The sequence below is a fragment of the Streptomyces sp. NPDC031132 genome (assembly GCF_055570595.1).
The window spans coordinates 411864-437098 of the sequence record NZ_JBVIGX010000002.1 but is presented as its reverse complement, the minus strand read 5'-3'; the positions used below and the strand labels follow the sequence as shown (position 1 = coordinate 437098).

The following is a 25235-nucleotide window of genomic DNA, read 5'->3' as shown; positions in this document are numbered from 1 at the left end:
AGAGCCCGTTTTCCGAGGCTCTACACGTGTCAGTCCTCGTCTGTCCCGGAAATTCCACGGCGGCACGCATCGTCGCCGGTCGCGCACACAACGGAACCGAACCCACCGGTTCCGATTTTGGCGAAGTTGTCCAGAGATCCGGTCCCTGGCTCGAAATAGCCGGTGTGGAGCTTCGCCCCGGCCGAGGACAGCAGCCGCGACCCGAAGTCCGGCGACACCGGGTCCGCCCCGTGGCCGACCCCGCCGACCTCCAGGTGCGGTACGTCCGCGATCCAGTCCCCGGCGTCCCGCGTCGCCCACACCCGCGCCGACGTGTGCAGCTCGGCCACCGAGCCCGCGCGCATCCCGGGACTGCCCGCGACCACCACGTCCGTCACCCGCTCCGGCAGCGCGTGCGCGGCGACCCCGCACACCACCGATCCGTAGCTGTGGCAGAACAGCGCCACGCTCGCGTCGCCGGGCAGCGCAGCGGCCAGCGACTCCAGCCGTACGGCCCCGTCCACCGCCATCCGGCCGGTCGCCGCGTCCATGCCGACCCCGGTGGGCGCGGTGTAGCCGGCCCAGGCGATGACCGCGGTCCGGCTGTCGGGAGCCGCCGCGCGCTGGGCCTCGTACAGCGACTGCGCCATGCCGACGGGCGCGATGAGGCGGCGCTGGGTGCGCTCGAAGGTGAGCACGTCCGTGTCGACGCCGGGGACGATCACCGAGACCCGGCTCGCCCGGTCGAGGTCGCCGAACACCTCGGCGACGCGGCCGCCGCCGGTCGGGTCGAAGGCGAGGATCTGCCGGCCCGGCTCGGCCAGGGACTCGAAGCGGTGGGCGCGCCGGCCGGCCGTGGTGCGGTCGGCCGGGGTCAGGCTGACGTCCCGGCTGCGGGCCTCGTCCACGCGCGCGGCCTGCTCCAGACCGCGCAGGTTGGCCCGGTAGCGCAGCGCGGCCGGCACCCCGTCGAGGTTGCCGACGACCAGGGGGTAGCCCTCGGCGAGCCGGGCCCGCTGGGATCCGTCGAGCTCGGCGAAGAACCGGGCCACCGTCCGCACGGGCGCGTCGGCGGGCGGCACCGGCCGGCCGTCGATGCGGGCCGCGGACCAGGAGGCGAGGGCGGCGGCGCGCAGGGAGGTCCCGGCGTCCGGCCGATGCACGGCGGTCCAGCCGGTGGTCGCCAGCATGATGAAGACCACCGCGAGCGCGAGCAGGGTGCGCAGGACGGCGGGGCGCGGGTCGACGCCGAAGGCGGTGGAGTGGGCGAGGCCGGGCAGGTTCACTGGGACCAGCGTAGGAGACCGGATCCGGGCACGGCGCCCAGGGTGACCGGGTTCACGGCCGATCGTGGGACCCCGTACGGAGGTTCAGCGCCAGTCCGCGGCCAGCGCCGGGCCGATCTGGTCAAGGCAGGCCTCGGTCATCCGCCGGATCGAGGCCACGCTGGCGTCCTCTCCCTGCCCCCACAGGCGGCCGGTGACCCTCATCACTCCGTAGAACGCGGCGACCGCCAGCCGGGGCCGCGGGTCGGTGTCCACGTCCAGCCCCTCGCGCTCGGCGATCAGCCGGGCGATGCGCTCCTCCAGCCCGGTGGAGCGGCGCAGATGGACGGCGAGCAGCGCCGGGGTCGACTCGATGAGCCGGTACGTGCGCATGTAGAGGTCGACCGGGACCACGTCGCAGAGGGCCTCGTCGAGGGTGTCCCAGGCACCGAGCACGGCGCCCCGCAGCGCCTCGAGCGGGCCCTCGGCGGGCGGCCGGGAGCGCAGCGCGGCGACGAAGTGCGACTCGACCAGGTCCTGGACGGCGAAGGCGGCCTCCTCCTTGTTGGCGAAGTACCGGAAGAAGGTCCGCTGGGAGACGTCCACGGCATCGGTGATCTCGTCGACGGTGGTGCGCTCGTACCCCTGCGCGACGAAGAGGAGGAGGGCGGCGCGCAGCAGCGCGTCCCGGGTGCGCCGCTTCTTGCGTTCGCGCAGCCCGGGCGCCGGGACCGGCCGTTCGTCGGTCATCACCGGGGGTGTCCTTCCCGCATGCTCCGCATGCCGAATCCGACGCCGAGTGAGCGGTCAGGTTACCCGTGACGGACCTGGCGGCCACCGTCCCGTTAACCCGTTGGTGAGGGCCGCGGCCGCCACCGCCGCCCCGGCCGGCAGCCCGATCGGGGACGACCGGGAGCAGGCAGAGCCGCCCCGCTCGCCGCAGCTCCCCGCACGGGCGTCAACCGGGTGCGTACGAGAGCCCCGCGGGACGGCTGCGGCGGGGCCGTCGCCTATCAGGGTGGACCCGCCCGCGGCCCCTTCCGCCCGGCCGTCCTCGCAGGTCAGCGTGGGGTCCGAGGCACTCTGGAACCGGTCCGGGGAGCCCTGGTCCACAAGGAGTTGACCTGTCATGCGTACGAGTTCACCCGCACGGTCCACCACCGTCCTCGCCGCGGCCTTCCTGGCCCTCGCCGCGTTCGTCCCGAGCACGGCAGGCACCGCACACGCCGCCGGTCCGCCGCCGGGCAAGGCCCCCGCCTGCGCCACCGGGCAGCTGTGCCTGTGGGCGAAGCCGGAGTTCAAGGGCACCCGCCACGCCCACGAGCTGAGCACCCTGGACATCAACAGCTGTACGGCGCTGCCCGCCGGGGCCAGCGCCCAGTCGCTGGTCAACCGCACCGGGCGGCCGGTGACCACCTACCAGTCGGCCGAGTGCGCGGAGACCGGCGAGTTCCAGACCTACCCGGGCGACGGGGTCCAGCTGCCCCAATCGCTCTACCTGGTCCGGGCCTTCAAGGTGTGGGAGCGCTAGCGGCGCCCGCCGCCGGGGCCGCTTCGGGCACCCGGGCCGGTACGTCGGCCCCGGCGCCCGGAGCGGCCCCCATGCCCGGGGCGGGCGTCCCGCCGAGGCGCCCGATCTCGGCGCGCAGCGCCCGTACCTCCGCGGCCAGTTCGGCGATCGCGGCGGTCTGCGCCCGCTCCACCCGGTCGTCGCGCTCGAAGCGGGAGATGAACCAGGCCGCGATGTTGGCGGTGACCACACCCAGCAGGGCGATCCCCGACAGCATCAGCCCCACCGCGAGCACCCGGCCGAGCCCGGTGGTGGGGGAGTGGTCCCCGTACCCGACGGTCGTCATGGTGGTGAAGCTCCACCACACGGCATCGCCCAGGTTCTTGATGTTGCCGTCGGGCGCGTCCCGCTCCACGCTCAGCACGGCGAGCGAGCCGAACATCAGCAGCCCGACCACCGCCCCCGCCACGTACGTCGTCAGCCGGATCTGCGGGGCCATCCGGGCCCGCCGGCCCACCAGCAGCAGCGTGGACACCAGCCGCAGCAGCCGCAGGGGCTGGAGCATCGGCAGCAGCACCGCGCCCAGATCCAGCCAGTGCGTCCGGACGAACGCCTTCTTCGCCGTCGACAGGCCCAGCCGCATCAGGTAGTCGGCGGCGAACGCGCCCCACACCACCCACTCGGTGAGCGTGCACGCCCGGTGCACGACCGCGTCCGCGTCGGGCGCGACGATCGGTACGGCGTAAGCGACGGTGAAGGCCGCGGCGAGCACGAGCAGCGGGGTCTGGCTCCGCCGCTCCCACCGCAGCTGGCGGGAGGGTTCCTTCATACGGAGCATCGTAAGGAACAGGTAAAGCGAAGCGGGCCCCCGGCGCTGCCGAGGACCCGCCTTGACGCCTATCCGCGCAGCGCTACGCGTCGCCGCCCGCCGCACCCGGGTCGGCCGCCGAGACGTCCAGCAGCCGGTACCGGTCCACGGCCTGCTTCAGCGCGGACCGGTCGATCTTGCCCTCCTTGGCCAGCTCGGTCAGCACCGCCAGCACCACCGACTGCGCGTCGATGTGGAAGAAGCGCCGGGCCGCGCCGCGCGTGTCCGCGAAGCCGAAGCCGTCCGCACCCAGCGAGGTGTACGCGCCGGGCACCCACCGCGAGATCTGGTCCGGGACGGACCGCATCCAGTCCGAGACCGCCACGAACGGCCCCTCCGCACCCGACAGCTTCCGCGTCACGTACGGGACGCGCTGCTCCTCCTCCGGGCGGAGCAGGTTGTGCTCCTCCACCTCGACGGCCTCGCGGCGCAGCTCGTTCCAGGAGGTCGCCGACCAGACGTCCGCCCGGACGTTCCACTCCTCGGCCAGGATCCGCTGGGCCTCCAGCGCCCACGGCACCGCCACGCCCGAGGCCATGATCTGCGCCCCGATGGAGCCCGCCGACCCCGTGGACACCCGGTGGATGCCCTTGAGGATCCCGTCCACGTCGACACCGGCCGGCTCGGCCGGGTGCTGGATCGGCTCGTTGTAGACGGTCAGGTAGTAGAAGACGTCCTCGGCCTCGGGCCCGTACATGCGGCGCAGGCCGTCCTGGACGATGTGCGCGATCTCGTACCCGTACGCCGGGTCGTACGCCACGCAGCCCGGGTTCGTCGACGCGAGCAGCTGGGAGTGACCGTCGGCGTGCTGCAGGCCCTCACCCGTCAGGGTGGTCCGGCCGGCGGTCGCACCCAGGACGAAACCGCGCGCGAGCTGATCGGCCATCTGCCAGAACTGGTCACCGGTGCGCTGGAAACCGAACATCGAGTAGAAGACGTAGACCGGGATCAGCGGCTCGCCGTGCGTCGCGTACGCCGAACCCGCGGCGATCAGCGACGCCGTGCAGCCCGCCTCCGAGATGCCGTCGTGCAGCATCTGGCCGGTCGGCGACTCCTTGTACGCGAGCAGCAGGTCGCGGTCGACCGCCTCGTACTGCTGGCCCAGCGGGTTGTAGATCTTGGCGCTCGGGAAGAACGCGTCCATGCCGAAGGTGCGGTACTCGTCCGGGGCGATCAGCACGAAGCGCTTGCCGATCTCCTTGTCCCGCATCAGGTCCTTCAGGATGCGCACGAACGCCATGGTCGTGGCGATCGACTGCTGGCCCGAGCCCTTCTTGGCCGCCGCGTAGGTCTTCTCGTCCGGCAGCTGCAGCGGCTTGGCGCGCACCACGCGGGTCGGCACGTAGCCGCCGTGGGCGTTGCGCTGGTCGTGCATGTACTGGATCTCGGGCGAGTTGCGGCCCGGGTGGTAGTACGGCGGCGCGCCGCTCTCCAGCTGCGCGTCGGTGATCGGGATGTGCAGGCGGTCGCGGAAGCGCTTGAGGTCGTCGACCGTCAGCTTCTTCATCTGGTGCGTCGCGTTGCGGCCCTCGAAGTTCGGGCCCAGCGTCCAGCCCTTGACCGTCTGCGCCAGGATCACCGTCGGCTGGCCCTTGTGGGCCTTGGCCGCCGCGTAGGCCGCGTAGACCTTCTTGTGGTCGTGGCCGCCGCGTCCCAGGTGCTGGATCTGGTAGTCGGTCATGTTCTCGACCATCGCGCGCAGCCGCTGGTCGCCGCCGAAGAAGTGCTCGCGGATGTACGCGCCCGATTCGGTGGCGTACGTCTGGAACTGCCCGTCCGGGGTGGAGTTCATCTTGTTGACCAGGATGCCGTCGCGGTCCTGGGCCAGCAGCGGGTCCCAGGAGCGGTCCCAGATCAGCTTGATGACGTTCCAGCCGGCACCGCGGAACTGCGACTCCAGCTCCTGGATGATCTTGCCGTTGCCGCGCACCGGGCCGTCGAGCCGCTGCAGGTTGCAGTTCACGACGAAGGTCAGGTTGTCCAGGCCCTCGCGCGCCGCGATCGACAGCTGGCCGAGCGACTCCGGCTCGTCCATCTCGCCGTCGCCGAGGTACGCCCAAACGTGTGACTTCGAGGTGTCGGCGATCCCGCGCGCCTCCATGTACCGGTTCATCCGGGCCTGGTAGATCGCGCCGAGCGGGCCGAGGCCCATCGAGACGGTCGGGAACTCCCAGAAGTCCGGCATCAGCCGCGGGTGCGGGTAGCTCGACAGGCCGTACGGGGCCTTCGACTTCTCCTGCCGGAACGCGTCGAGCTGCTGCTCGGAGAGCCGGTCCAGGAGGTAGGCGCGCGCGTAGATGCCGGGCGAGGCGTGGCCCTGGAAGAAGATCTGGTCGCCGCCGTCGCCCTCGTCCTTGCCCCGGAAGAAGTGGTTGAAGCCCACGTCGTAGAGGGAGGCGGAGGAGGCGAACGTGGCGATGTGGCCGCCGACGCCGATCCCGGGACGCTGGGCGCGCGAGACCATGACGGCCGCGTTCCACCGGGTGGCGTTCAGGACCTTGCGCTCGATCTCCTCGTTGCCGGGGAAGAACGGCTCGTCCTTGGTGGCGATCGTGTTGACGTAGTCCGAGCTGCGCATCTCGGGTACGGCCACGCGCTTCTCGCGGGCCCGCTCGATCAGCCGCAGCATCAGGTAGCGGGCGCGCTCACGGCCCCGCTCGTCGACGGCGGCGTCCAGGGAGTCGAGCCACTCCTGCGTCTCTTCCGGATCGAAGTCCGGGACCTGGCTCGGCAGGCCGCCAATGATGATCGGATTGCGATCGGATGCGGAAGCCACGCTGTTCCTTCGCTGTCAGGGGAGTCGTGCCATGGGGTTTCGCCGCCTCCCATCGTCTTACTCTCGGTCGGAATCGTCACCTGTACCGCTGGGTAATCACCGGAGTCCGCGGCGATTCGGGGCGCCGTCGGCGGCCGGTCCGGCCAAATCGCAACCTTACGCCCAAGATGATCAGTGGGTTCGTAAGACCGTTCGTCCCTCAAACAGGTAGGAAAGCCGTCCGGTGTCGCCGATGATGCCGAATGACCTGGAATGGTGTGGGATGAATCACCAGACGTGCGCGCGGGAAGGCTGAAAGTTGCGGCGAGACGGCCGTAATCGTCACCGTTTCGACGGTCTCGGCGGCCGGGTACTTGCGCGATCCGCCGCGCCCGTGTGGACTACGCCCAATGCTGCGCGTACGCGCGCCGCCGAAGACATTCACCGAACATGAGCAGGAGGCACCCCGTGAGCGCGACCGCGGACCACGCGGAGAGCCTGGCCGCCCGGCTGGGTTTCCAGTCCGAACAGGTGGTCCAGGAGATCGGCTACGACGAGGACGTCGATCAGGAATTCCGTGATGCCGTCGAGAAGCTCGTCAGCGAGCTCGCCGACGAGGACTACGACGACGTCGCCGACGCGGTGTTGCTGTGGTTCCGCGACGAGGACGGCGACCTGACGGACGCCCTGGTCGATGCGACCGAGCTGGTCGAGGACGGCGCACTGATCCTGCTGCTGACCCCCAAGACGGGCCGTGACGGGTTCGTCGAGGCCAGCGACATCAGCGAGGCCGCCGAGACCGCCGGCCTCTCCCTCGCCAAGGGTCTGCCCGTCGGCAAGGAGTGGACGTCCACCAAGCTGGTGACGCCCAAGACCGCGGCCAAGACCAAGCGCTGAACCGCGCCCGCAGCCAAGCGGACACGCACCCCGCCGACCGGATTCCCACCCGGTCGGCGGGGTGCGTGCGTTCCGGGCGCCTGATCCCCATAGGCTGGACCCACCCGAACAGCCCAATGCAGGGATGCAGGAACGAAGGGATGCGAGAGATGGCGATCGAGGTCGGCAACAAGGCCCCGGACTTCGAGCTCAAGGACAACCACGGCGCTACCGTGCGGCTCTCCGACTTCCGGGGGGAGAAGGCCGTGGTGCTGCTCTTCTACCCGTTCGCCTTCACGGGGGTCTGCACCGGCGAGCTGTGCGAGCTGCGCGACCAGCTGCCGCGGTTCCAGAACGACGACGTCCAGCTCCTCGCGGTCTCCAACGACTCCGTGCCGACCCTGCGGGTCTTCGGCGAGCAGGAGAACCTGGACTACCCGCTGCTGTCGGACTTCTGGCCGCACGGCGAGACCTCCCGCGCGTACGGCGTCTTCGACGAGCAGAAGGGCTGCGCGGTCCGCGGCACCTTCATCATCGACAAGGACGGCATCGTGCGCTGGACCGTCGTCAACGGCCTGCCCGACGCGCGTGACCTGAACGAGTACATCAAGGCACTCGACAGCCTCTGAGTCGACCTAGAGCCGACCCCGAGCCGGCCTCCGGGCCCCGTCGGGGACCTCGGGCACTTGGTGCACTTCCAACGGGTTCCGGGAACTGTTCACCGGGAAAGACGCCGGCAGGCGGGAACCCGTCACTAGGATCGAAACGTTGATCCCGGTAGAAACCGCACGACGGGGCGCCGCCCCACACATGAACCCAATGGAGGACCCGTGGGAGTCAGCCTCAGCAAGGGCGGAAACGTCTCGCTGACCAAGGCCGCGCCGAATCTGACGGCGGTCATCGTCGGTCTGGGCTGGGACGCTCGCACCACCACCGGCGTCGACTTCGACCTCGACGCCAGCGCGATCCTGACCAACGACCAGGGCAAGGTCGCCAACGACTCGAACTTCGTGTTCTTCAACAACCTGAAGAGCCCGGACGGCTCGGTCGAGCACACCGGTGACAACACCACCGGTGAGGGCGAGGGCGACGACGAGGCCATCAAGGTGAACCTGGCCGGCGTCCCGGCCGATGTCGCCAAGATCGTCTTCCCGGTCTCGATCTACGAGGCCGAGAGCCGCCAGCAGAGCTTCGGCCAGGTCCGCAACGCGTACATCCGCGTGGTGAACCAGGCCGACAACTCCGAGCTCGCCCGCTACGACCTCTCCGAGGACGCGTCGACCGAGACCGCCATGGTCTTCGGCGAGCTGTACCGCAACGGTGCGGAGTGGAAGTTCCGCGCCATCGGCCAGGGTTACGCCTCCGGCCTGCGCGGCATCGCCCAGGACTTCGGCGTCAACGTCTGAGCCTGCCAGCAGTCACCCGTCCGGCGCCGTGCACTGTGTGTACGGCGCCGGACGTGCTTTGCAACGATCCACCGGCCGAGCTCACCGGCCGGGATTCACCGCCGGCCCGCCACGCGAGCGCGCCGCGATCACCACGTCGTCCGGGGAGGACCACAACATGGGCGTCACACTCGCCAAGGGGGGCAACGTCTCCCTCTCCAAGGCCGCACCGAACCTCACCCGGGTCCTGGTCGGTCTCGGTTGGGACGCGCGCTCGACCACGGGGGCCGATTTCGACCTCGACGCCAGCGCGCTGCTGTGCCGCGACGGCCGGGTCCTGGGGGACGCGTACTTCGTCTTCTACAACAACCTGAAGAGCCCCGAGGGCTCCGTCGAACACACGGGGGACAACCTCACCGGCGAGGGTGAGGGCGACGACGAGTCGATCATCATCGACCTGACCAAGGTGCCGGTCGAGGTCGACAAGATCGTCTTCCCGGTCTCGATCCACGAGGCGGAGGCCCGCCGCCAGAGCTTCGGCCAGGTCAGCAACGCCTTCATCCGCGTGGTGAACGAATCGGACGGCCAGGAATTGGCCCGCTACGACCTCACCGAAGACGCCTCCAGCGAGACCGCGATGATCTTCGGCGAGGTCTACCGGTACGGCGGCGAATGGAAGTTCCGGGCAGTGGGGCAGGGGTACGCGTCGGGGCTCCGGGGCATCGCTCTAGACTTCGGGGTCAACGTTTCGTAAAGCCGTACAAGACGATGGGGTGCCAGTGGTTCTCAAAACCTTCGGCTGGTCGTTCGCAGTCACTGCGCTCGGTCTGGTCGCAGCGGTGTTCTACGGGGGGTGGACCGGATTCGGGATCGTCGCGATCCTGTCCATCCTTGAGATCTCGCTGTCCTTCGACAACGCGGTGGTCAACGCCGGAATCCTGAAGAAGATGAATGCCTTCTGGCAGAAGATCTTCCTTACGGTCGGTGTGCTCATCGCCGTGTTCGGAATGCGCCTGGTCTTCCCCGTCGTGATCGTCGCGGTCACCGCAGGCATCGGCCCCATCGAGGCCGTCGACCTGGCGCTGAACGACAAGGACATGTACCAGCAGCTGGTCACGGACGCCCACCCGGCGATCGCGGCCTTCGGCGGCATGTTCCTGCTGATGATCTTCCTCGACTTCATCTTCGAGGACCGGGACATCAAGTGGCTCGCGTGGCTCGAGCGCCCGCTCGCCAAGCTCGGCAAGATCGACATGCTCTCGGCGTGCATCGCGCTGATCGCCCTGCTGATCACGTCCATGACCTTCGCCGCCCACGCCCACCAGCACGGCGGGGCCCACGTGGACAAGGCGCAGACCGTCCTGGTCTCCGGCATCGCCGGTCTGATCACCTACATGATCGTCGGCGGTCTCTCGGGGTACTTCGAGAACCGCCTCGAAGAAGAGGAAGAGGCCGAGCACGAAGCGGAGGAAGCGGCCAAGAAGAGCGGCAAGCCCGTCTCGGCCGTCGCCATGGCCGGCAAGGCCGCCTTCTTCATGTTCCTCTACCTCGAAGTCCTCGACGCCTCCTTCTCCTTCGACGGGGTCATCGGCGCCTTCGCCATCACCAACGACATCGTGCTGATGGCCCTCGGCCTCGGCATCGGTGCCATGTACGTCCGGTCGCTCACGGTCTACCTGGTCCGCCAGGGCACCCTCGACGACTACGTCTATCTGGAGCACGGCGCGCACTACGCCATCGGCGCGCTCGCCGTGATCCTGCTCGTCACCATCCAGTACGAGATCCACGAGGTCATCACCGGCCTCGTCGGCGTGCTGCTCATCGCCTGGTCCTTCTGGTCCTCGGTGCGCCGCAACAAGCGGTTGGAACTGGAGGGTTCCGCCGCCGAGGCATGATCACGGCGGTAATGCGGAACGCTCCATCTGCGGGGGGGGGGGGGGGGGGGGGGGGGGGGGGGGGGGGACGGGGCCCCCCCCGCGCCCCCACACCCCCAAAAGGCCTCCCAAATCACCACAAAAAAGAGGAGGCCCCCAAAGGCAAGCGACGCGGGGGGGGAGGTGGGTGGTTCAGCCGCGGGGGCGGAATGAGGGTGGGGGGGCGAACCTTCCCGTTGGGGGGTGGTCGGGTTGGTCCGGCGCCCCTCCCCGCCCCCCCCGTCCGCGTAGGCCGCGCTGTCCGCACAGCGCTGTCCGCACAGCATGAGGGGGGTAGGGGAATGGGATTCTTCGACGGGATCAGGGGCAGCCGGGCCCTGCAGTTCGACTCGGGCGGCGCCTCGGCGGCGATCGAGCTGACCAAGCGGCATCCGACGGTGTCGCTCACCAAACAAGGGGCGGTCCACGGGAACCTCCGGGTCAACCTGTCCTGGCGCATGCGCAGCTCGGACATCGGGGGCCGCGGCGGGGGCGAGGGCAGCCGGTTCCTGCGCCACCCGTTCAAGCTGTTCAAGCCCGACATGGTGCAGGCGCACACCCAGGGCATGGTCAACGTCGACCTGGACCTCGGCTGCCTCTACGAGCTGGCCGACGGGACCAGGGGCGTCGTGCAGCCCCTGGGCAACCTCCACGGGGACATCAACAGCCCGCCGTACGTGAAGCTCAGCGGCGACGACCGGTTCGGGGCGCCGTCCGGGGAGACGGTCTTCGTCAACCTCGACCACGCCGACGAGATCAAGCGGCTGCTGGTGTTCGTCTACATCTACGACCAGACCCCGGCCTTCGACCGGACGCACGCCATGGTCACCCTGTACCCGATCACCGGACCGCGGATCGAGATCCCGCTGGAGGAGCGTCAGCCGCAGGCCCGCTCCTGCGCGGTGCTCACCCTGGAGCACGTCAAGGGCGAGCTGATCGTGCGGCGCGAGGTGAAGTTCGTGTACGGGTTCCAGGCCGAGCTGGACCGGCTGTACGGGTGGGGCCTGCAGTGGGGGCGGGGCTACAAGAGCACCAAGGCCTGACCGGAGGCCTGCCCGGAAGCCTGACCGGGACCCCGGGCGGGGTCCCGGGCGCGGGCCCCCGCCCGGGCCACGGTCAGGCGGGCGTCAGCGGCGGATGAACTGCGGGCCCTGCACCGGCAGCCGGAACGTCGGGTCCCCGCCCGGCACCGGCACCGGGGACACCGGCTGCGGATACCCGTACGCAGGCTGCGCGGCCGGCGGGGCCTGCGTCAGCGGCGCCGGCGGGGTCGACGGAGCCGGCGGCCGCATCGCGGCCGTCTGCTCGGCGGTCGGCCCGGCGGCGGGGGCGGACCCGGACGAGCCCTCGGCGGCGTTCTCGTCCACGGAGATCCCGTGGTCGGTCGCCAGCCCGACGAGGCCGTTCGAGTAGCCCTCGCCCAGCGCGCGGAACTTCCACCCGTCGCCGCGGCGGTACAGCTCCCCGCAGATCAGGGCCGTCTCGGCGCCGGTCTCGGGCCGCACGTCGAAGAAGGCCAGCGGCTCGGAGCCGCCGGTCGCCGTGGCGTCGTACAGCAGGATCCGCAGGTCCTGCACCCGCTCGAACGGCACGTCCTCGGCCGAGGCCACCACCAGGACCCGGTCCACGACCGGCGGCACCGCACGCAGGTCGGCCTGCACGGCATCGGTGATCCCGTCGCCGAGCTGCTTCTTGCCGAGCCGCCAGACGGACCCCGAGGGGTGCCGGGGCTGGTTGTAGAACACGAAGTCCTCGTCCGAGCGCACCCGCCCGTCCGGGCCCACGAGCAGCGCCGAGGCATCGACGTCCGGCACCTCGGGGCCGCTGGTCCAGCGCAGCACCGCCCGGACCGCCACGGCGGTCACCGGGATGTTCGAGCCCTTCTGCATCGCGTGCGTCATGCCCGTCATCCTGCCCTCCCGGGGCGGCGCGGAACAACGCGGCCCCCCGCAGGGCCTTGTCCCGGACGAAAGTCCTGGGCATGGTGCAAGAGGGTTACCTGAACTTCATGTGCTTGAGGAACTCTTGACTCATATTCGTACGTACTATTACCGGCCACGCCAGTTGGGCCGCCGAGGCAGTACGGGGGAAGCACATGCGTCACTTTGGGCACGTATCGCCCACCGTCCGTAAGGACCTCTTCCACCAGGAGCCGGCCGAGTTCACCGCCGCCTCGCCCGCCCGCATCCTCGCCGCCGCCCTCGGAGCCACCCTCTACAGCCCCGCCACCCGCCCCCACCTCGCCGCGGACGTCCACAAGCAGGCCGGCCGCGGAGTCGTCTCCATGGTCCTGTGCCTGGAGGATTCCATCAGCGACGCCGAGGTCGCGGGCGCCGAGGACAACCTCGTCCGGCAGTTCGCAGCCCTCGACGCCGAGGGCGGGGAGCTCCCGCTCCTTTTCATCCGGGTCCGCACCCCCGAGCAGATACCCGACCTCGTGCGCCGCCTCGGCGGCTCCGCACGAAGACTGGCCGGATTCGTACTCCCCAAATTCACCGAGAACCGCGGAACCGCCTTTCTCGACGCCGTGGCCCGGGCGGAAGCGGACAGCGGGCAGCACCCGCTGTATGCGATGCCCGTCCTGGAGACCCCCGACCTCCTCCACCTCGAAACCCGCGTCGAAGCCCTCGCCGGCATCTCCCGCACCGTGGGCCGGTACCGCGACCGCGTCCTGGCCCTGCGCCTCGGCGTGACCGACTTCTGCTCGGTCTACGGACTGCGCCGCACCCCCGACATGACCGCCTACGACGTCCAGATCGTCGCCGGAGTGATCGCCGACGTGGTGAACGTGCTCAGCCGCGCCGACGGCACCGGCTTCACCGTGACCGGACCGGTCTGGGAGTACTTCCGCAGCCAGCAGCGCCTCTTCAAGCCCCAGCTGCGCCGCAGCCCCTTCCTCCAGGAAGGCGCCGAGGAACTGCGCACCACCCTCATCGAGCACGACCTCGACGGGCTGCTGCGCGAGATCGAACTCGACCGGGCCAACGGACTCCTCGGCAAGACCTGCATCCACCCCGCCCACGTCACGCCCGTCCACGCACTGTCGGTGGTCTCCCACGAGGAGTTCAGCGACGCCCAGGACATCCTGCGCCCCGAGCGCGGCGGCGGCGGAGTCATGCGCTCCGCCTACACGAACAAGATGAACGAAGTGAAGCCCCACCGGGCCTGGGCCGAGCGCACCATGCTGCGCGCCGAGGTCTTCGGTGTGGCGAAGGAGGAGGTCGGCTTCGTCGACCTGCTCACGGCCGGGCTCCAGGTGTGAGCCCGCCCTTGAACCCCTCGAACACGGAGAGAGGCAAGACGATCGACGCGGTGTGGTCGGGAACCTGGGTCGCGGACCGGCTGGGCGTACGCCTGGAGGAGGCCGGCGACCCGGGATCGCCACGGCTCGACGAGCTGCTCGGGCTGGCGCTGCGGCGCAACCCGAAGCGGGCCCACCTGCTGGTCTCGCAGGTGCTGGGCAAGCACGTCCCGCAGTCCCCGGAGGCCGTCTACGCCGCCGGACACGGACTCGGCCTGCGCGTCCGCGCCCTGCTGGGCGACGAGGCCGCCTCCGCGGTCGTCCTCGGGTACGCCGAGACCGCGACCGGGCTGGGCCACTGCGTGGCCGACGGCCTCGGCGCGGCCCCCTACCTGCACTCCACCCGCCGCCCCGTGCCGGGCGTGGAGCCCGCCGGCGGGTTCGAGGAGGCCCACTCGCACGCCACCTCGCACCTGCTGCTGCCGGAAGACCCGAAGCTGCTGGCCGGCAGCGGGCCGCTGGTCCTCGTCGACGACGAGTTCTCCACCGGCAACACGGTCCTGAACACCATCCGCGACCTGCACGCCCGCCACCCCCGCGCGCACTACGTGGTCGTCGCCCTCGTCGACATGCGCTCCCCGGCCGACCGCGACCGGCTCACCGCCTTCGCCGCCGAGCTCGGCGCGCGGGTCGACCTGATCGCCCTGGCCTCCGGCACGGTGCACCTCCCGGAGGGGGTCCTGGCCAAGGGGCAGGCGCTGGTCGAGGAGTACGAGGAGCAGGGCGCGGGCGCGGGGCCGGGAACGGCTCGTTCGGATTCGGTCCGGGCTGCCGCCCCGGCCGGGCGGGTCGTGCTCGACTGGCCCGACGGCGTTCCCGACGGCGCCCGTCACGGGTTCACCCCCGAGCACCGCGCCCGGCTCGAGGCGGCCCTGCCCGCGCTGGGCCGGCAGCTCGCCGACGCGCTCGGAGCCGAGCCCGGAAGGGTCCTCGTCCTCGGCAACGAGGAGCTGATGTACGCGCCGCTGCGCCTCGCGCGGGCCCTGGAGATGTCGGGCGTCGCGGCCGAGGTCCGGTTCTCGACCACCACCCGCTCGCCCGTGCTCGCCGTCGACGACCCCGGCTACGCCATCCGCAGCCGGCTCGTCTTCCCCGCCCACGACACCCCGGCCGACGGGCCCGGCGCCCGGTACGCCTACAACGTCGCCGACGCCGGGTTCGACACCGTCGTCGCCGTTGTCGACGGCCACGGGGACACCGCTGCGCTGCACGCTCCCGACGGGCTCCTCGCCTGCCTGGCGCCGCACGCCGGCCGGGTCCTGCTCGCGGTGGTGCCCTCGTACGTACCCGACGTCTCCTCCGACGTTTCCACCGAGCGGCGGGAGCCGATCATGCCCGAGCCGGTCCTGCCCGAGCCCCTGCGCGGACCCGCCTTCTCCTCGTACGCCGCCGAGGACTGCGGCTGGCTGCTCCAGGACCTCTCCGACGTGGCGCTCGAAGCCCCCACCGAGGAGCGCGAGGAGGCCATCCAGGCGGGCGGCGCGCACTACGCCGAGTCGCTGCCCGTCGAGTACCAGCCGTCCCCCCAGTACCAGGAGCTGTACCGGAGCGCGCTGGCCGCATCCGCCACCCGCATGGCCCGGGCCGTCGGCACGGTCACCGAGACGGTCCTCGCCGAGCGGTCCCCCTCCCCGGTCCTCGTCTCGCTGGCCCGCGCCGGCACCCCCGTCGGCGTCCTCATGCGCCGCTGGGCCCAGGCCCGGCACGGCCTGGACCTGCCGCACTACGCCGTCTCCATCGTGCGCGGCCGCGGCATCGACCCCAACGCGCTGCGCTGGCTGGCCGCCCACCACGACCCCTCCGACGTGGTCTTCGTGGACGGCTGGACGGGCAAGGGCGCCATCACGCGCGAGCTGTCGGCGGCGCTGGAAGAGTTCGAGGGGTTCGATCCGGAGATCGTGGTCCTCGCCGACCCCGGTTCCTGCGTGCGCACGTACGGCACCCGCGAGGACTTCCTGATCCCCTCCGCCTGCCTCAATTCCACCGTTTCCGGACTGATCTCGCGTACGGTGCTCAGGTCCGACCTGGTCGGTCCCGCCGACTTCCACGGCGCGAAGTTCTACCGCGAGCTCGCCGGAGCCGATGTCTCCACCGGCTTCATCGACACCGTCGCAGCCCGCTTCGACGAGGTGGCCGAAGCCGTCGACGCCGAGGTCAAGGAGCTCCTCGCCACCGACCGGACGCCCACCTGGGAGGGCTGGGCGGCGGTCGAGCGGATCAGCGAGGAGTACGGCATCCACGACGTGAACCTGGTCAAGCCCGGCGTCGGCGAGACGACGCGGGTGCTGCTGCGGCGCGTGCCGTGGAAGATCCTGGCCCAGCGCGGCGCCGGAGCCGACCTGGACCACGTACGGCTGCTCGCCGAGCAGCGGGGCGTCCCGGTGGAAGAGGTCGACGACCTCCCGTACACGTGTGTAGGACTCATCCACCCCCGCTTCACGCGCGGCGCCACGGGCGCCGACGGAAAGGCCGTGACCTCCAAGTGACTGTCCTGGTAGCCAGTGATCTCGACCGCACGCTCATCTACTCGGCGGCCGCCCTCGGCCTGACCATGCCCGACCCGGTGGCCCCGCGGCTGCTGTGCGTCGAGGTGCACGAGAGCAGGCCGCTGTCGTTCATGACGGAGACGGCTGCGGCGCTGCTGGCCGAGCTGACCGCCGACCCCGCGGTCGTCTTCGTCCCGACCACGACCCGTACGCGCAAGCAGTACCAGCGCATCCGCTTCCCCGGGCGCCCGGCGCCGTACGCGATCTGCGCCAACGGCGGGCAGCTGCTGGTCGACGGCGTCCCGGACCGGGACTGGCGGCGCCGGGTGGCGGCGCGGCTGGCCGAGGAGTGCGCCCCGCTGGAGGAGGTCCACGGGCACCTGCTGGCCACGGCGGACCCGGCGTGGCTGCGCAAGGCGCGGGTCGCGGAGGACCTGTTCGCGTACCTGGTCGTCGAACGCGCCCTGGTGCCGGACGAGTGGGTCAAGGCGCTGACGGAATGGGCCGACGCCCGCGGCTGGACGGTCTCCCTCCAGGGCCGCAAGATCTACGCCGTGCCGCGCCCGCTGACGAAGAGCGCGGCCATGTACGAGGTGGCCCGGCGTACCGGCGCGTCCACGACCCTCGCCGCCGGCGACTCCCTGCTGGACGCGGACCTGCTGCTGGCGGCGGACGCGGCCTGGCGCCCGGGCCACGGCGAGCTGGCCGACGCGGGCTGGACCGCGCCGACGGTCACACCGCTGGGCACGGCGGGCGTCCTGGCGGGCGAGGAAATCGTGCGCGCTTTCGCCCGGGCGGTCGCCCGTGAGGGTGCCCGGCCGGGCGGCGAAGTCGGCACACTGGGCGCATGACCAAGGGCAACAGCACCAAGATCACTGACGAGCTGTACCGCTACATGCTCGACCACAACCCCCCGCTGGACGAGATCCAGCGGGGGCTGGTGGCGACGACGTACGCGAAGTTCCCGGACGTGGCCGGCATGCAGTCGGCGGAGGAGCAGGGCCCGCTGCTGGCCTTCCTGGTCCGGCTGACGGGCGCCCGGCACATCGTGGAGATCGGCACCTTCACCGGCTTCTCGACCCTGTCGATGGCGCAGGCACTGCCGGCGGACGGCACGCTCATCGCCTGCGACGTCTCGGAGGAGTGGACCGCCTACGGCCGCGAGGCCTGGGAGGCGGCGGGCGTCGCCGACCGGATCGACCTGCGGATCGCCCCGGCGCTGGACACCCTGCGCGCCATGCCGCAGGAACCGCACATCGACATGGCCTACGTGGACGCGGACAAGGAAAGCCAGATCGCGTACTGGGAGGAGCTCGTTCCGCGGCTGCGCCCGGGCGGGCTGATCGTCACGGACAACACGCTGTTCCACGGCACGGTCCTGGACGAGTCCGCCCAGGGCTCGGCGGCGGGCGTCCGCGCCTACAACGACCACGTCGCGACCGACTCCCGCATGGAGTCGGTCCTGCTGGCGATCTCGGACGGCATCACCCTGTCGCGCAAGCGCTGACGGGGAACGGCCGGGTCAGCAGCAGCCCCGCCAGGCCGGGTCAGCAGCAGCCCCCGCCACCGCAGCAGCCCCCGCCGCCGGCGGGCGCGGGGGCGCTGCTGGTCCCGCCCACGGCGACGGCGGACAGCAGCTTGACGGTGTCGGCGTGCCCGGCCGGGCAGTCGGCGGGAGCGGACGACTCGGCCATGGGGCGGCTGACCTCAAAGGTGTCGTCGCAGGTCCGGCAGCGGAATTCGTAACGAGGCATGGCCCAAGGCTACAGAGCGGGACGGCCGCGCCACAGCCTCAGAGCCCGGCCACAGCCTCAGATCCCCGCCCAGCCTCAGAGCCCGTGGAGGGCGGCGGCGCGGGCCCGGTCCTCGCGTGCGGCCTGCTCGGGATTGCGGGCGCGCCAGTACGGATTGTCGTGGGGGAGGGCGCTGCCCACCCGCCCGTACATGCCGAACCACATCAGCATCACGCCGACGACGAAGCTGAACAGCACGTTCTGGATCCTGAAGGCCAGGAAGTTCAGGCCGGTGTCCAGCAGGGCCAGGTTCACGAACCCGCTGGCGATGAAGGCCAGGCCCAGCACGATGTTGAGGGTGGAGGCGAAGTTCCCGCCGATCACCATCCCGACGAAGAGCAGCAGCCCGATGCAGATCGACAGGACGCTCAGCGCGCCGTTGGTGTTCAGCGCGAGCACCCGGTCGCCGCCGGTGTCGAAGAACCCGATCTGGTCGATGAGCCCGAGGATCCCGAAGACGACCAGCAGCAGACCCGTCAGACCCGCGCCCACCCGGTACACCTTGCTGAGCTTGTGGTCGGAGGGCAGGTGCTCGTCGAGCCGGGCGTTGACGGGATGCGCGATGCGCCGCACCAGGTAGGGGACGTGCGGCGCGGGGAGCTCGATCGGCGCATGGGCCACGTACGGCGCGTAATGCTCGTGCGGCTCGTGACACCCGTAGGCCGCGTGCGGTGCGGTCGCGGGGGGTGCGCTCGCGCGGGACGAGGTCGCGCGGGGCGCGTCCGATGCACGAGAGGTGTGCGAGGTATGGGCAGCCATCACGCCCTCCTAGGCTCTGATCCAGCCACCTCCCAGCATCCGCCCGTCCTCACCCCGCGACAAGCGCGGGCCTCAGCCGCCCCCGCGCCTGCCGCGGATTTCGGACACGACCCGCCCCACGTCTCCCCGCACCTGCTCCATCTCCTGGAGGAAATGCCAGTAGTCGGGATGCCGCTCCTCCAACGCGGCGACCGCCCGCTCCATGCGGCCCACCGCCTCGTCCAGCGGCCGCGCATGCCGCGGATCGGGCACACTGCGGCCCTCCATCGCCAACCGCTGCGCATCCCGGATCGCGAACCGGGTCCGCTGCACCTCCGCCTGCGGGTCCCGCGCCACCGCCTCCAGCCGCGACAGCCGGTCCTGCGCGGCCGACACCGCCTCGTCGGTCGCATCCAGCGCACCCCGGACCGACTCGACCAGCGCCCCGACGTCCGCCCAGCGCTGCTCCTCCCGCGCCCGCGCGGCCTCCTTCAGCTGCTCCTCGGCCCGCGCCACGTCCCGTACGGCCTGGTCGGGCACCTGCTGCAGGTCCTGCCAGCACGCGGCACTGAACCGCCGGCGCAGCTCGCTGAGGACCGGATCCACCCTGTCCGCCCGGTTGCGCAGCGCCTGCGCCCGGGTCCGCAGGCTCACCAGCCGCCGGTCGATCTCCACGGCCCGCTCCGGGAGCCGCGCCACCTCGGCCCGTATCGCCTCCGCGTCACGCAGGATCCGGTCCGCGCGCTGGACGGTCTCCTGCACGCCGTGCTGCGCGGCGCCCTGGTTCAGCAGGGTCAGCTCCGGCCCCAGCGCCGCCAGCCGCGCAGCGAACTCGTCGGCCCGCATCCCCTTGCCGCGTACGTCGTCCAGCGCCGTGCTCGCCGCGAGCAGCGCCGCCCGGGCCCGCTCCCGGGCGGGCGCCACCCGAGCCAGCTGCGTCTCGGCCTTGTCCAGCAACGGCTGCAGCCCCTGCGCGAACCGGTCGAGCTCGCCCTTGACCCGTACGAGCTCGTCCCGCGCCCGCGTCAACTGCTCTCGCGCCCGCGCGGCGACGGACCCCTCGAGGTCGACGCGGTCGAGGTCGTGCGCATCCACGGCCTCGATGTACACGTGGCTGACCTCGTCGATCCGCCGCCCGAGCGCGGCGAACCCCTCCCCGGCCTGCCGCGCCGCGGGCGACCCGTCGGCGGCCGCGATGGTCTCCATGGAGATCCGCAGATCCCGCTGCGCGGTGTCCAGCTCGTAGAACGCGGCCGCGGCGGCATCCTTCGCCGCCTGCGCATCCGCCCGCCGACTCTCGTCCCGCCCGCCGAACCACCGCCGGGATGCCGTCGTCACAATCCCTCTCCCGTACCGCCTCCGCCATGCCCCGGTCCATTCTCTCCCACAGGAACGCGTTTGCGTGGGGGGTGCGCCTCCCATGTAGGCTGTCCACTCATCCACGGGTGTGTAGCTCAGGGGTAGAGCGCTGCTCTTACAAAGCAGATGTCGGCGGTTCGAAACCGTCCACGCCCACCAGCACAAAGGCCCCCAACCAATCTTGGTTGGGGGCCTTTGACATCTCCACCTGACATCAACGCAGGCGGTCAGGGGCGGTCTTGCCGCCTCCTGAGCAGCCGGTCCATGTGCCCGATGGCTTCGCGCTGCGTGTCCTGCACGACGTGCGTGTACACGTTCATGGTCACGGCGATCTGGCTGTGCCCGAGGATCTCCATCACCGCCCGAGGCGGCACGCCGGCGGCGGTCAACAGGGTCGCGGTCCCGTGTCGCGCGTCGTGCAGTCGAATCACCCTCAAGCCGGCGTCCTTGGCCACTCGAGTGAAGGACCGGTACACGTTCCGCGGCTCGATGGGCCGCCCGGTCCGTGTGGTGAAGACGTATCCGCGTCGCGCGCCCGTCGCCCCGGGCCTGCGCTCCTGTCTGCGCCCCGCTCCAGCCCGGGGCGCCGGCCGCGCGCCACTGTGGCTACGGGCTTGATGGGACGACCCGGCCTGATCGGTCGGCTACCGGTCAAGACTGTGCCTCCGGCAGGGGCGCTCCGACTCCTGGATGGACGGGGCGCTGTACGCGGATGCCGGCGCGCTGTGGCGAGCGTGGGGGGCTCCCATCCCGTCTGCCATCGACCCAGGCAAGCCGAGCATACGTGTGGGTCGACGCCAGACGGCATGGGAGCCGGGGCAGCCGTGGGTACAACAAAAGGGGAACGCCGCCCGCAGCAATTCGCAGCCGGAGCCGCTCCACCGACCTTGTCTGTGCTTCGCTCCGTGCGTCTCAGGAGTAAAAGCCGGTCCAGTACTCATCCGGCGCCACGGCGAACGCATCGGGCTGTTCACGCTGGAGGACTTCGTACCGCTCGTAGAAGGTTAGGAACGCCACTTGGAGAGAACATCCGAGATGCTCTCGGATGGCCTTGATGCCCGGCAGGATGCGGCCAGCAAAGATCTCGCTGTCAGCGACGGTTACAGGGGTCGGAGGGGTCTCGCTCATGCAGGCAAGATCGCACAGCGCAGCAGCAGGGCGCTGCTGAGATTTGGGCTTGCGGGGTCCGCCGGGCACTGATCTCGCGCCCCCGCGGGCGGACATCGATGTGGTGGCTGCCAGTCGGCACCGCTGTCCAGAACCGTGCAGGGGCGGTGCCCATCAGGACAACGGCACCGACCTCGAAGGAACACACCATGGCCTGCACCGACCCCCAGTGCGACAGCGGCATCATCCCGCTTGGATCATGGCACTGGCAGCTCTTCTCGGCTCGCTCGCTGCGAGCATCACGGCGGTGCGTAGCTAGTACGGCAGTGGTGCACAGCAACCACAGCATTCGAGCCTGGTTTGTAATGACCGTCAGAGTTCGGGGACTGGCCGGTATGGCCGAAGGTGACCGGTCTGGCTAGAGCTATGGATCAGATCGTTCCCCGTGCCACAACCGCGCCAGATTGGGTGGGGAGTCACGGGGAACTGCGGCCGCACGCGAGGAGCTTGGTCGGCTTCCGTCGAAGTCGGGTAGCCGCAGGTCCGGGCCCGAGTCGCCCCACCGCTCTCCTACAGTGGTGATTGTTCAACCCACCGCTGCAGGCGGGCGCAGGCCACCAGTGCGCTGCCGTCTTCGGTGAAGTAGCACAGGAAGGTCCATTTCTGATCGACAGAATCGATCAGCCCTCCGCGCACCGGGCGGCCATGCTCTCCGAGGAGCCGCACCATTCGTTCCAGCCCCAGCGGTTCGCCTCCGTGCAGCCGCATGCGCCGAAGTCGGCGTGCAAGGACCCTGGCATGCCGCTCTGCGGGATGCGTCGTATCCCACACGCTGTAGGTGGCGCCGCTGCGGAGGGCGGCCAGAGCAGCCACGGACGACTCGTCGTCACCAGCCAACAGTTTTCCCAGCACATGCCGTTCCACGGTCACCCCCACCGCAATCCCTGCGGTACAGCAGCCAGGTACCGCTACCCCAATAATCGCCCGCGTTCGGTAGCGTCCGTCCGGGGACTGGTAGCGGCTGGAATGGTCGTCACTGGTCGATCCGGTTAGGGCTGCGGAGCAGAAGGTTGGCCGTGCCAGACACGTGCCGGCTAGGGCGGGGAACAGCGGTCAACGGCGGGTGCTAGAACGCACCTCAAGGTTCTTTCCGGCGCACGTTTACGCAGGTCAGCCACCAGATACTGCGGACAAGATCGGTGATTCCCCCTCTCATGGCTCCCCAATGCCAGCACGGGGAGCGCTAAGAAACATGACGATTGGCGCGAACAGGAAACCGGCACTGCGCCTGGCTGAGTAGGCCCATGAAGTTGGGCGTGTATCCGGACGCGAGCCATGGCGCGAGCTGCTTCAGCGGCTGAGCCGCGGGCGGATCGGTCAGCGGAACCGGCGACCACGCGCGTTGGAGGTAGGCACCCGGTGGCAGGACACGGGGGGCATGGGCGCACCGGCACGTGGCCGGATCTGGGGCAACTCGCTGCCGTGGACGGATCGTTCGGTGTTGCGGGAGCCTTGACGGGTCGTTCAGGGCCCGGGGATCGTCGAGGGATGGGCGAGTGGGTGGTGGGGGGTGTTGCGCTGCTGGCCGTTGTCGGCGGCGGCGTGGCGTACGTCGTGCTGGACCGCATGGCCCGGGAAGGGTTCGAGCGGCGGCGGGACGAGGAGCGGGCGCGGTTGGTGGCGCGGGTTGCAGGGGCTACGGCGGTCGTCGGGGATCCGAAGTACGCCGATGTCGGGGGGATACCGGCCGGGCGGGAGGGGCACGGGGACGCCGAGTTCACTTCCGTGCTCGTGGAGTACTACGCGTACGGGCTGACGCAGGCGCGCAGCAGCTTCGCCACCAGCCAGCGGTTCGCCGGGACGGGAGCCGCGATACTGCTGCTCGGGGTGGCGCTGGCCGTGTGGAAGGCCGAGAGCAGCGGGGATCTGTACCTCGGCGTGGTCATGAGCTCGGTCGGCGTCGTCGTCACGCTCGTCGGGCAGCTGTTCCACCGGCGGGCCGACGTCGCGCTCAGGCACATGGCCGATCAGACCGCCTCCCTGCGCGAGGACCGGCGCGCCGCCGCCGCGATGCAGCAGGCGGTCGAGCTGCTGGAGGAGGTCGCGGACCCGGTGCTGCGGGCGCGGCTGCAAGCCGGTTTGATCATGAAACTTTCCGGGGCCGAGCTGCCCCGGTAGCGGGATAGTGGGGGTATGTGCCGTTCCATTAAGACTCTGCGTCCGCCCGCCATCCCCGAGAAGGCCACTGAGGAGGAGATCCGCGCCGCCGCGCTGCAGTACGTACGGAAGGTGTCCGGGTTCAGGGCTCCCGCCGCGCACAATCAGGAGGTCTTCGAGGCCGCTGTGGAGGCGATTGCCGAGGCGACGCGGGACCTGCTGGACGGGCTGCAGGTCAGAGGCGCGGTGACGGTCGCCGCGACCACTGCGTAGGTCAGTCCCGCCCCGTTTCGTGGCCTTCGACACCGCCGCGACCGCGTCCGCGCCGGCCGTCGTGCGGCGGCTCGGCGGCCACCGGATCCTGATGAGCAGCGTCAGTACGTGCGGGAGCGGCGGCGTAGTACCCAGATGCCGGTGCCCAGTGCGCCTGCGGCCATCGTGCCGCCCAGGGCGATCTGACCGGTGCTCATCGCGCCCATGCTGCCGCCCAGCCCGCCGCGGGCCGCGCCGGTGGTGACCTGGAGGGAGACGGTGACGCGCTGGCCGCCGACGCCGCCGCACTCGAAGGTGACCGAGTGCGCGCCGGAATTGGCGTTGCTGAAGACGGTGGCGTTGCCGAAGAGGTTGGTGGCCTCGAGGTTGCCCGGGGTCAGCCGTACGTCGCCGAAGGCGCTGGACGAGGCGAGGCCGGTCTTGGTCCCGCAGCCGGTGACGTTCAGGCTGACCCGGCCGCCGGGGGCGACGGCGGTGGGCGAGACGCTGGCAGAAGGGGAGGCGGCGTACGCGACCGTGAGGGGAGTGGATGCGGCGAGGACGAGGGTCGCGGCCGCGACCCTTGCCAGGATGCGGCGGTGCGGCAGCTGGGCGAGCGGCTTGGCGGGCATGGAGAGAACTCCTCGGGCTCCTCGAAACGGCACGGCCAGGCCACGGATGTGACGCGGATTCGGTTGCGCACCGTGCTGTGGAGGCTAGGAGCCCGGGCCCGGGGCGGCGATCGGGGCCGGGTGAACGGGTGAGCCGCTGCTCCGCCCGGGGGAACCGGTACGGGCCGGCTGCGGGCTACGCCGCTGCCGGGACGGGGCGGCGGACGACGAAGGCTGCCAGTGCCCCCGCGGCGAAGAGCGCGAGCACGGAGACCGCCGTGCCGAGCCAGGCGGCGCCGAGCCACTGGGTGCCGAAGTAGCCAAGGGCCACGCTGTACCCGGCCCAGGCCATGCCGGCCAGGACCGACCAGGGCAGGAACTCCATCACCTTGCGGTGGGTCTTGCCCGCGCCAAGGGACACCACGGAGCGGCCGGCCGGGGCGAAGCGGGCGATCACCACCAGGGCGCCGCCGCCGCGGGCCAGCGCCGCGCCCAGGTGTTCCTGGGCCCGGGTGAGGCGGCGGGACCGGGCGATGGCGCGGTCCAGCCGGGCCCCGCCGCGCCGGGCCAGCCGGAACGCGGCCATGTCACCCAGCACCGACGAGGTCGTGGCGATCACCAGCAGCGCCAGGATGTCCGGCACCTGCGCCGGAACCGGCACCGGCCCGGCCGCCCCGGCGGCTGCCGCAGCCGCCGCAGCAGTGATCACCAGAACCCCGCTCGGCAGCACCGGCAGGAAGACGTCGAGCACGACGGACAGCGCCACCACGGCGTAGATCCATGGGCTCGTGGTCAGCGACCCCAGAGTCTCAAACAAAGCGGGACTCCCCAGTCCGATTGACGTGCTTCGGCATGAAGCGCCGCGACGTCGCGGGGGAGC

Annotated in this window: 25 protein-coding genes, 1 tRNA gene and 1 pseudogene; 14 read left to right on the top strand and 13 right to left on the bottom strand. The window is 71.0% G+C overall.

Annotated features, from left to right (window positions below; genetic code table 11):
• Window positions 1–29: 29 nt before the first annotated feature.
• Window positions 30–1181, bottom strand: coding sequence for an alpha/beta hydrolase (locus tag ACZ49B_RS05015; protein ID WP_468300774.1), 1152 nt, complete (start codon window positions 1179–1181; stop codon window positions 30–32).
• Window positions 1182–1349: 168 nt separating this feature from the next.
• Window positions 1350–1994: a TetR/AcrR family transcriptional regulator gene (locus ACZ49B_RS05010; RefSeq protein ID WP_399250175.1), complete on the bottom strand. Its 645-nt coding sequence runs from the start codon at window positions 1992–1994 to the stop codon at window positions 1350–1352.
• A gap of 379 nt (window positions 1995–2373) precedes the next feature.
• Here ACZ49B_RS05010 and ACZ49B_RS05005 point away from each other — a divergent pair, with 379 nt between their 5' ends.
• The gene (locus ACZ49B_RS05005; protein WP_468300501.1) at window positions 2374–2775 is read left to right on the top strand and encodes a peptidase inhibitor family I36 protein; all 402 of its coding nucleotides are present in this window, start codon (window positions 2374–2376) and stop codon (window positions 2773–2775) included.
• Here ACZ49B_RS05005 and ACZ49B_RS05000 read toward each other — a convergent pair.
• Both ACZ49B_RS05000 and aceE read right to left on the bottom strand, forming a co-directional pair.
• Window positions 2756–3583 carry a potassium channel family protein gene (locus ACZ49B_RS05000; RefSeq protein WP_468300499.1) on the bottom strand — a complete coding sequence of 276 codons (828 nt, stop codon included), beginning with the start codon at window positions 3581–3583 and terminating at the stop codon, window positions 2756–2758. The genes ACZ49B_RS05005 and ACZ49B_RS05000 overlap by 20 nt on opposite strands.
• Before the next feature lie 82 nt (window positions 3584–3665).
• Window positions 3666–6398 (bottom strand): pyruvate dehydrogenase (acetyl-transferring), homodimeric type, encoded by a 2733-nt coding sequence (gene aceE / locus ACZ49B_RS04995; RefSeq protein WP_468300497.1) that lies wholly within the window; start codon window positions 6396–6398, stop codon window positions 3666–3668.
• A 447-nt stretch (window positions 6399–6845) separates the two neighbouring features.
• Here aceE and ACZ49B_RS04990 point away from each other — a divergent pair, with 447 nt between their 5' ends.
• The 6 genes from ACZ49B_RS04990 to ACZ49B_RS04965 all read left to right on the top strand — a co-directional run bounded on the left by ACZ49B_RS04990 (window position 6846) and on the right by ACZ49B_RS04965 (window position 11594).
• Complete coding sequence (locus tag ACZ49B_RS04990) at window positions 6846–7274, top strand: DUF3052 domain-containing protein (protein WP_468300495.1); 429 nt, start codon at window positions 6846–6848, stop codon at window positions 7272–7274.
• A gap of 149 nt (window positions 7275–7423) precedes the next feature.
• Window positions 7424–7882: a peroxiredoxin gene (locus tag ACZ49B_RS04985; RefSeq protein ID WP_099892636.1), complete on the top strand. Its 459-nt coding sequence runs from the start codon at window positions 7424–7426 to the stop codon at window positions 7880–7882.
• A gap of 201 nt (window positions 7883–8083) precedes the next feature.
• Window positions 8084–8659, top strand: a complete 576-nt coding sequence (locus tag ACZ49B_RS04980) for a TerD family protein (RefSeq protein WP_030160471.1) — start codon at window positions 8084–8086, stop codon at window positions 8657–8659.
• A gap of 157 nt (window positions 8660–8816) precedes the next feature.
• Entirely contained in the window at window positions 8817–9392 is a 576-nt protein-coding gene (locus tag ACZ49B_RS04975; protein ID WP_053688414.1) for a TerD family protein, read from the top strand.
• Window positions 9393–9417: 25 nt separating this feature from the next.
• Window positions 9418–10533 carry a DUF475 domain-containing protein gene (locus tag ACZ49B_RS04970; RefSeq protein WP_053785283.1) on the top strand — a complete coding sequence of 372 codons (1116 nt, stop codon included), beginning with the start codon at window positions 9418–9420 and terminating at the stop codon, window positions 10531–10533.
• A 320-nt stretch (window positions 10534–10853) separates the two neighbouring features.
• Window positions 10854–11594, top strand: a complete 741-nt coding sequence (locus tag ACZ49B_RS04965) for a TerD family protein (protein WP_468300491.1) — start codon at window positions 10854–10856, stop codon at window positions 11592–11594.
• 84 nt (window positions 11595–11678) lie between these two features.
• Here the strand turns inward: ACZ49B_RS04965 and ACZ49B_RS04960 are convergent, their stop codons facing one another.
• Window positions 11679–12452 carry a TerD family protein gene (locus ACZ49B_RS04960; protein WP_468300489.1) on the bottom strand — a complete coding sequence of 258 codons (774 nt, stop codon included), beginning with the start codon at window positions 12450–12452 and terminating at the stop codon, window positions 11679–11681.
• 194 nt (window positions 12453–12646) lie between these two features.
• On the opposite strand from ACZ49B_RS04960, the gene ACZ49B_RS04955 reads away from it, so the two are divergent.
• Genes ACZ49B_RS04955 through ACZ49B_RS04940 form a run of 4 tightly spaced genes read left to right on the top strand, consistent with a single transcriptional unit; the run spans window position 12647 to window position 17845 of the window.
• Entirely contained in the window at window positions 12647–13813 is a 1167-nt protein-coding gene (locus tag ACZ49B_RS04955) for an HpcH/HpaI aldolase/citrate lyase family protein (RefSeq protein ID WP_468300487.1), read from the top strand.
• Between the two features lie 8 nt (window positions 13814–13821).
• Window positions 13822–16338, top strand: a complete 2517-nt coding sequence (locus ACZ49B_RS04950; protein ID WP_468300485.1) for a phosphoribosyltransferase — start codon at window positions 13822–13824, stop codon at window positions 16336–16338.
• The gene (locus ACZ49B_RS04945) at window positions 16335–17189 is read left to right on the top strand and encodes an HAD family hydrolase (RefSeq protein WP_468300483.1); all 855 of its coding nucleotides are present in this window, start codon (window positions 16335–16337) and stop codon (window positions 17187–17189) included. The genes ACZ49B_RS04950 and ACZ49B_RS04945 overlap by 4 nt, the downstream gene beginning before the upstream one ends.
• Complete coding sequence (locus ACZ49B_RS04940) at window positions 17186–17845, top strand: O-methyltransferase (RefSeq protein WP_468300481.1); 660 nt, start codon at window positions 17186–17188, stop codon at window positions 17843–17845. The genes ACZ49B_RS04945 and ACZ49B_RS04940 overlap by 4 nt, the downstream gene beginning before the upstream one ends.
• A gap of 40 nt (window positions 17846–17885) precedes the next feature.
• On the opposite strand, the gene ACZ49B_RS04935 is transcribed toward ACZ49B_RS04940, so the two are convergent.
• The 3 genes from ACZ49B_RS04935 to ACZ49B_RS04925 form a co-directional block, all read right to left on the bottom strand.
• Complete coding sequence (locus ACZ49B_RS04935; protein ID WP_053785278.1) at window positions 17886–18092, bottom strand: FmdB family zinc ribbon protein; 207 nt, start codon at window positions 18090–18092, stop codon at window positions 17886–17888.
• A gap of 75 nt (window positions 18093–18167) precedes the next feature.
• On the bottom strand, window positions 18168–18890 hold the full coding sequence (locus tag ACZ49B_RS04930) for a DUF4383 domain-containing protein (RefSeq protein ID WP_468300479.1): 723 nt from the start codon (window positions 18888–18890) through the stop codon (window positions 18168–18170).
• A gap of 72 nt (window positions 18891–18962) precedes the next feature.
• The gene (locus tag ACZ49B_RS04925) at window positions 18963–20207 is read right to left on the bottom strand and encodes a hypothetical protein (RefSeq protein ID WP_468300477.1); all 1245 of its coding nucleotides are present in this window, start codon (window positions 20205–20207) and stop codon (window positions 18963–18965) included.
• Between the two features lie 105 nt (window positions 20208–20312).
• On the opposite strand from ACZ49B_RS04925, the gene ACZ49B_RS04920 reads away from it, so the two are divergent.
• Window positions 20313–20387: transfer RNA gene (locus tag ACZ49B_RS04920), tRNA-Val, on the top strand.
• A gap of 68 nt (window positions 20388–20455) precedes the next feature.
• On the opposite strand, the pseudogene ACZ49B_RS04915 reads toward ACZ49B_RS04920, so the two are convergent.
• The 3 genes and pseudogenes from ACZ49B_RS04915 to ACZ49B_RS04905 all read right to left on the bottom strand — a co-directional run.
• Window positions 20456–20755, bottom strand: a pseudogene (locus tag ACZ49B_RS04915) (tyrosine-type recombinase/integrase); the annotation flags it as partial.
• A gap of 385 nt (window positions 20756–21140) precedes the next feature.
• Window positions 21141–21356, bottom strand: coding sequence for a hypothetical protein (locus ACZ49B_RS04910; RefSeq protein WP_468300475.1), 216 nt, complete (start codon window positions 21354–21356; stop codon window positions 21141–21143).
• Between the two features lie 549 nt (window positions 21357–21905).
• Window positions 21906–22265: a hypothetical protein gene (locus tag ACZ49B_RS04905; protein WP_468300474.1), complete on the bottom strand. Its 360-nt coding sequence runs from the start codon at window positions 22263–22265 to the stop codon at window positions 21906–21908.
• 618 nt (window positions 22266–22883) lie between these two features.
• Between ACZ49B_RS04905 and ACZ49B_RS04900 the strand changes: the two genes are divergently transcribed.
• Complete coding sequence (locus ACZ49B_RS04900) at window positions 22884–23513, top strand: TRADD-N-associated membrane domain-containing protein (protein ID WP_468300472.1); 630 nt, start codon at window positions 22884–22886, stop codon at window positions 23511–23513.
• Window positions 23514–23528: 15 nt separating this feature from the next.
• Entirely contained in the window at window positions 23529–23765 is a 237-nt protein-coding gene (locus ACZ49B_RS04895; RefSeq protein WP_468300470.1) for a DUF2277 domain-containing protein, read from the top strand.
• A gap of 101 nt (window positions 23766–23866) precedes the next feature.
• On the opposite strand, the gene ACZ49B_RS04890 is transcribed toward ACZ49B_RS04895, so the two are convergent.
• Together ACZ49B_RS04890 and ACZ49B_RS04885 are read right to left on the bottom strand one after the other, a co-directional pair.
• Complete coding sequence (locus ACZ49B_RS04890; protein ID WP_468300468.1) at window positions 23867–24376, bottom strand: hypothetical protein; 510 nt, start codon at window positions 24374–24376, stop codon at window positions 23867–23869.
• Between the two features lie 175 nt (window positions 24377–24551).
• Complete coding sequence (locus tag ACZ49B_RS04885) at window positions 24552–25172, bottom strand: DedA family protein (RefSeq protein WP_468300466.1); 621 nt, start codon at window positions 25170–25172, stop codon at window positions 24552–24554.
• Between the last annotated feature and the right edge of the window lie 63 nt (window positions 25173–25235).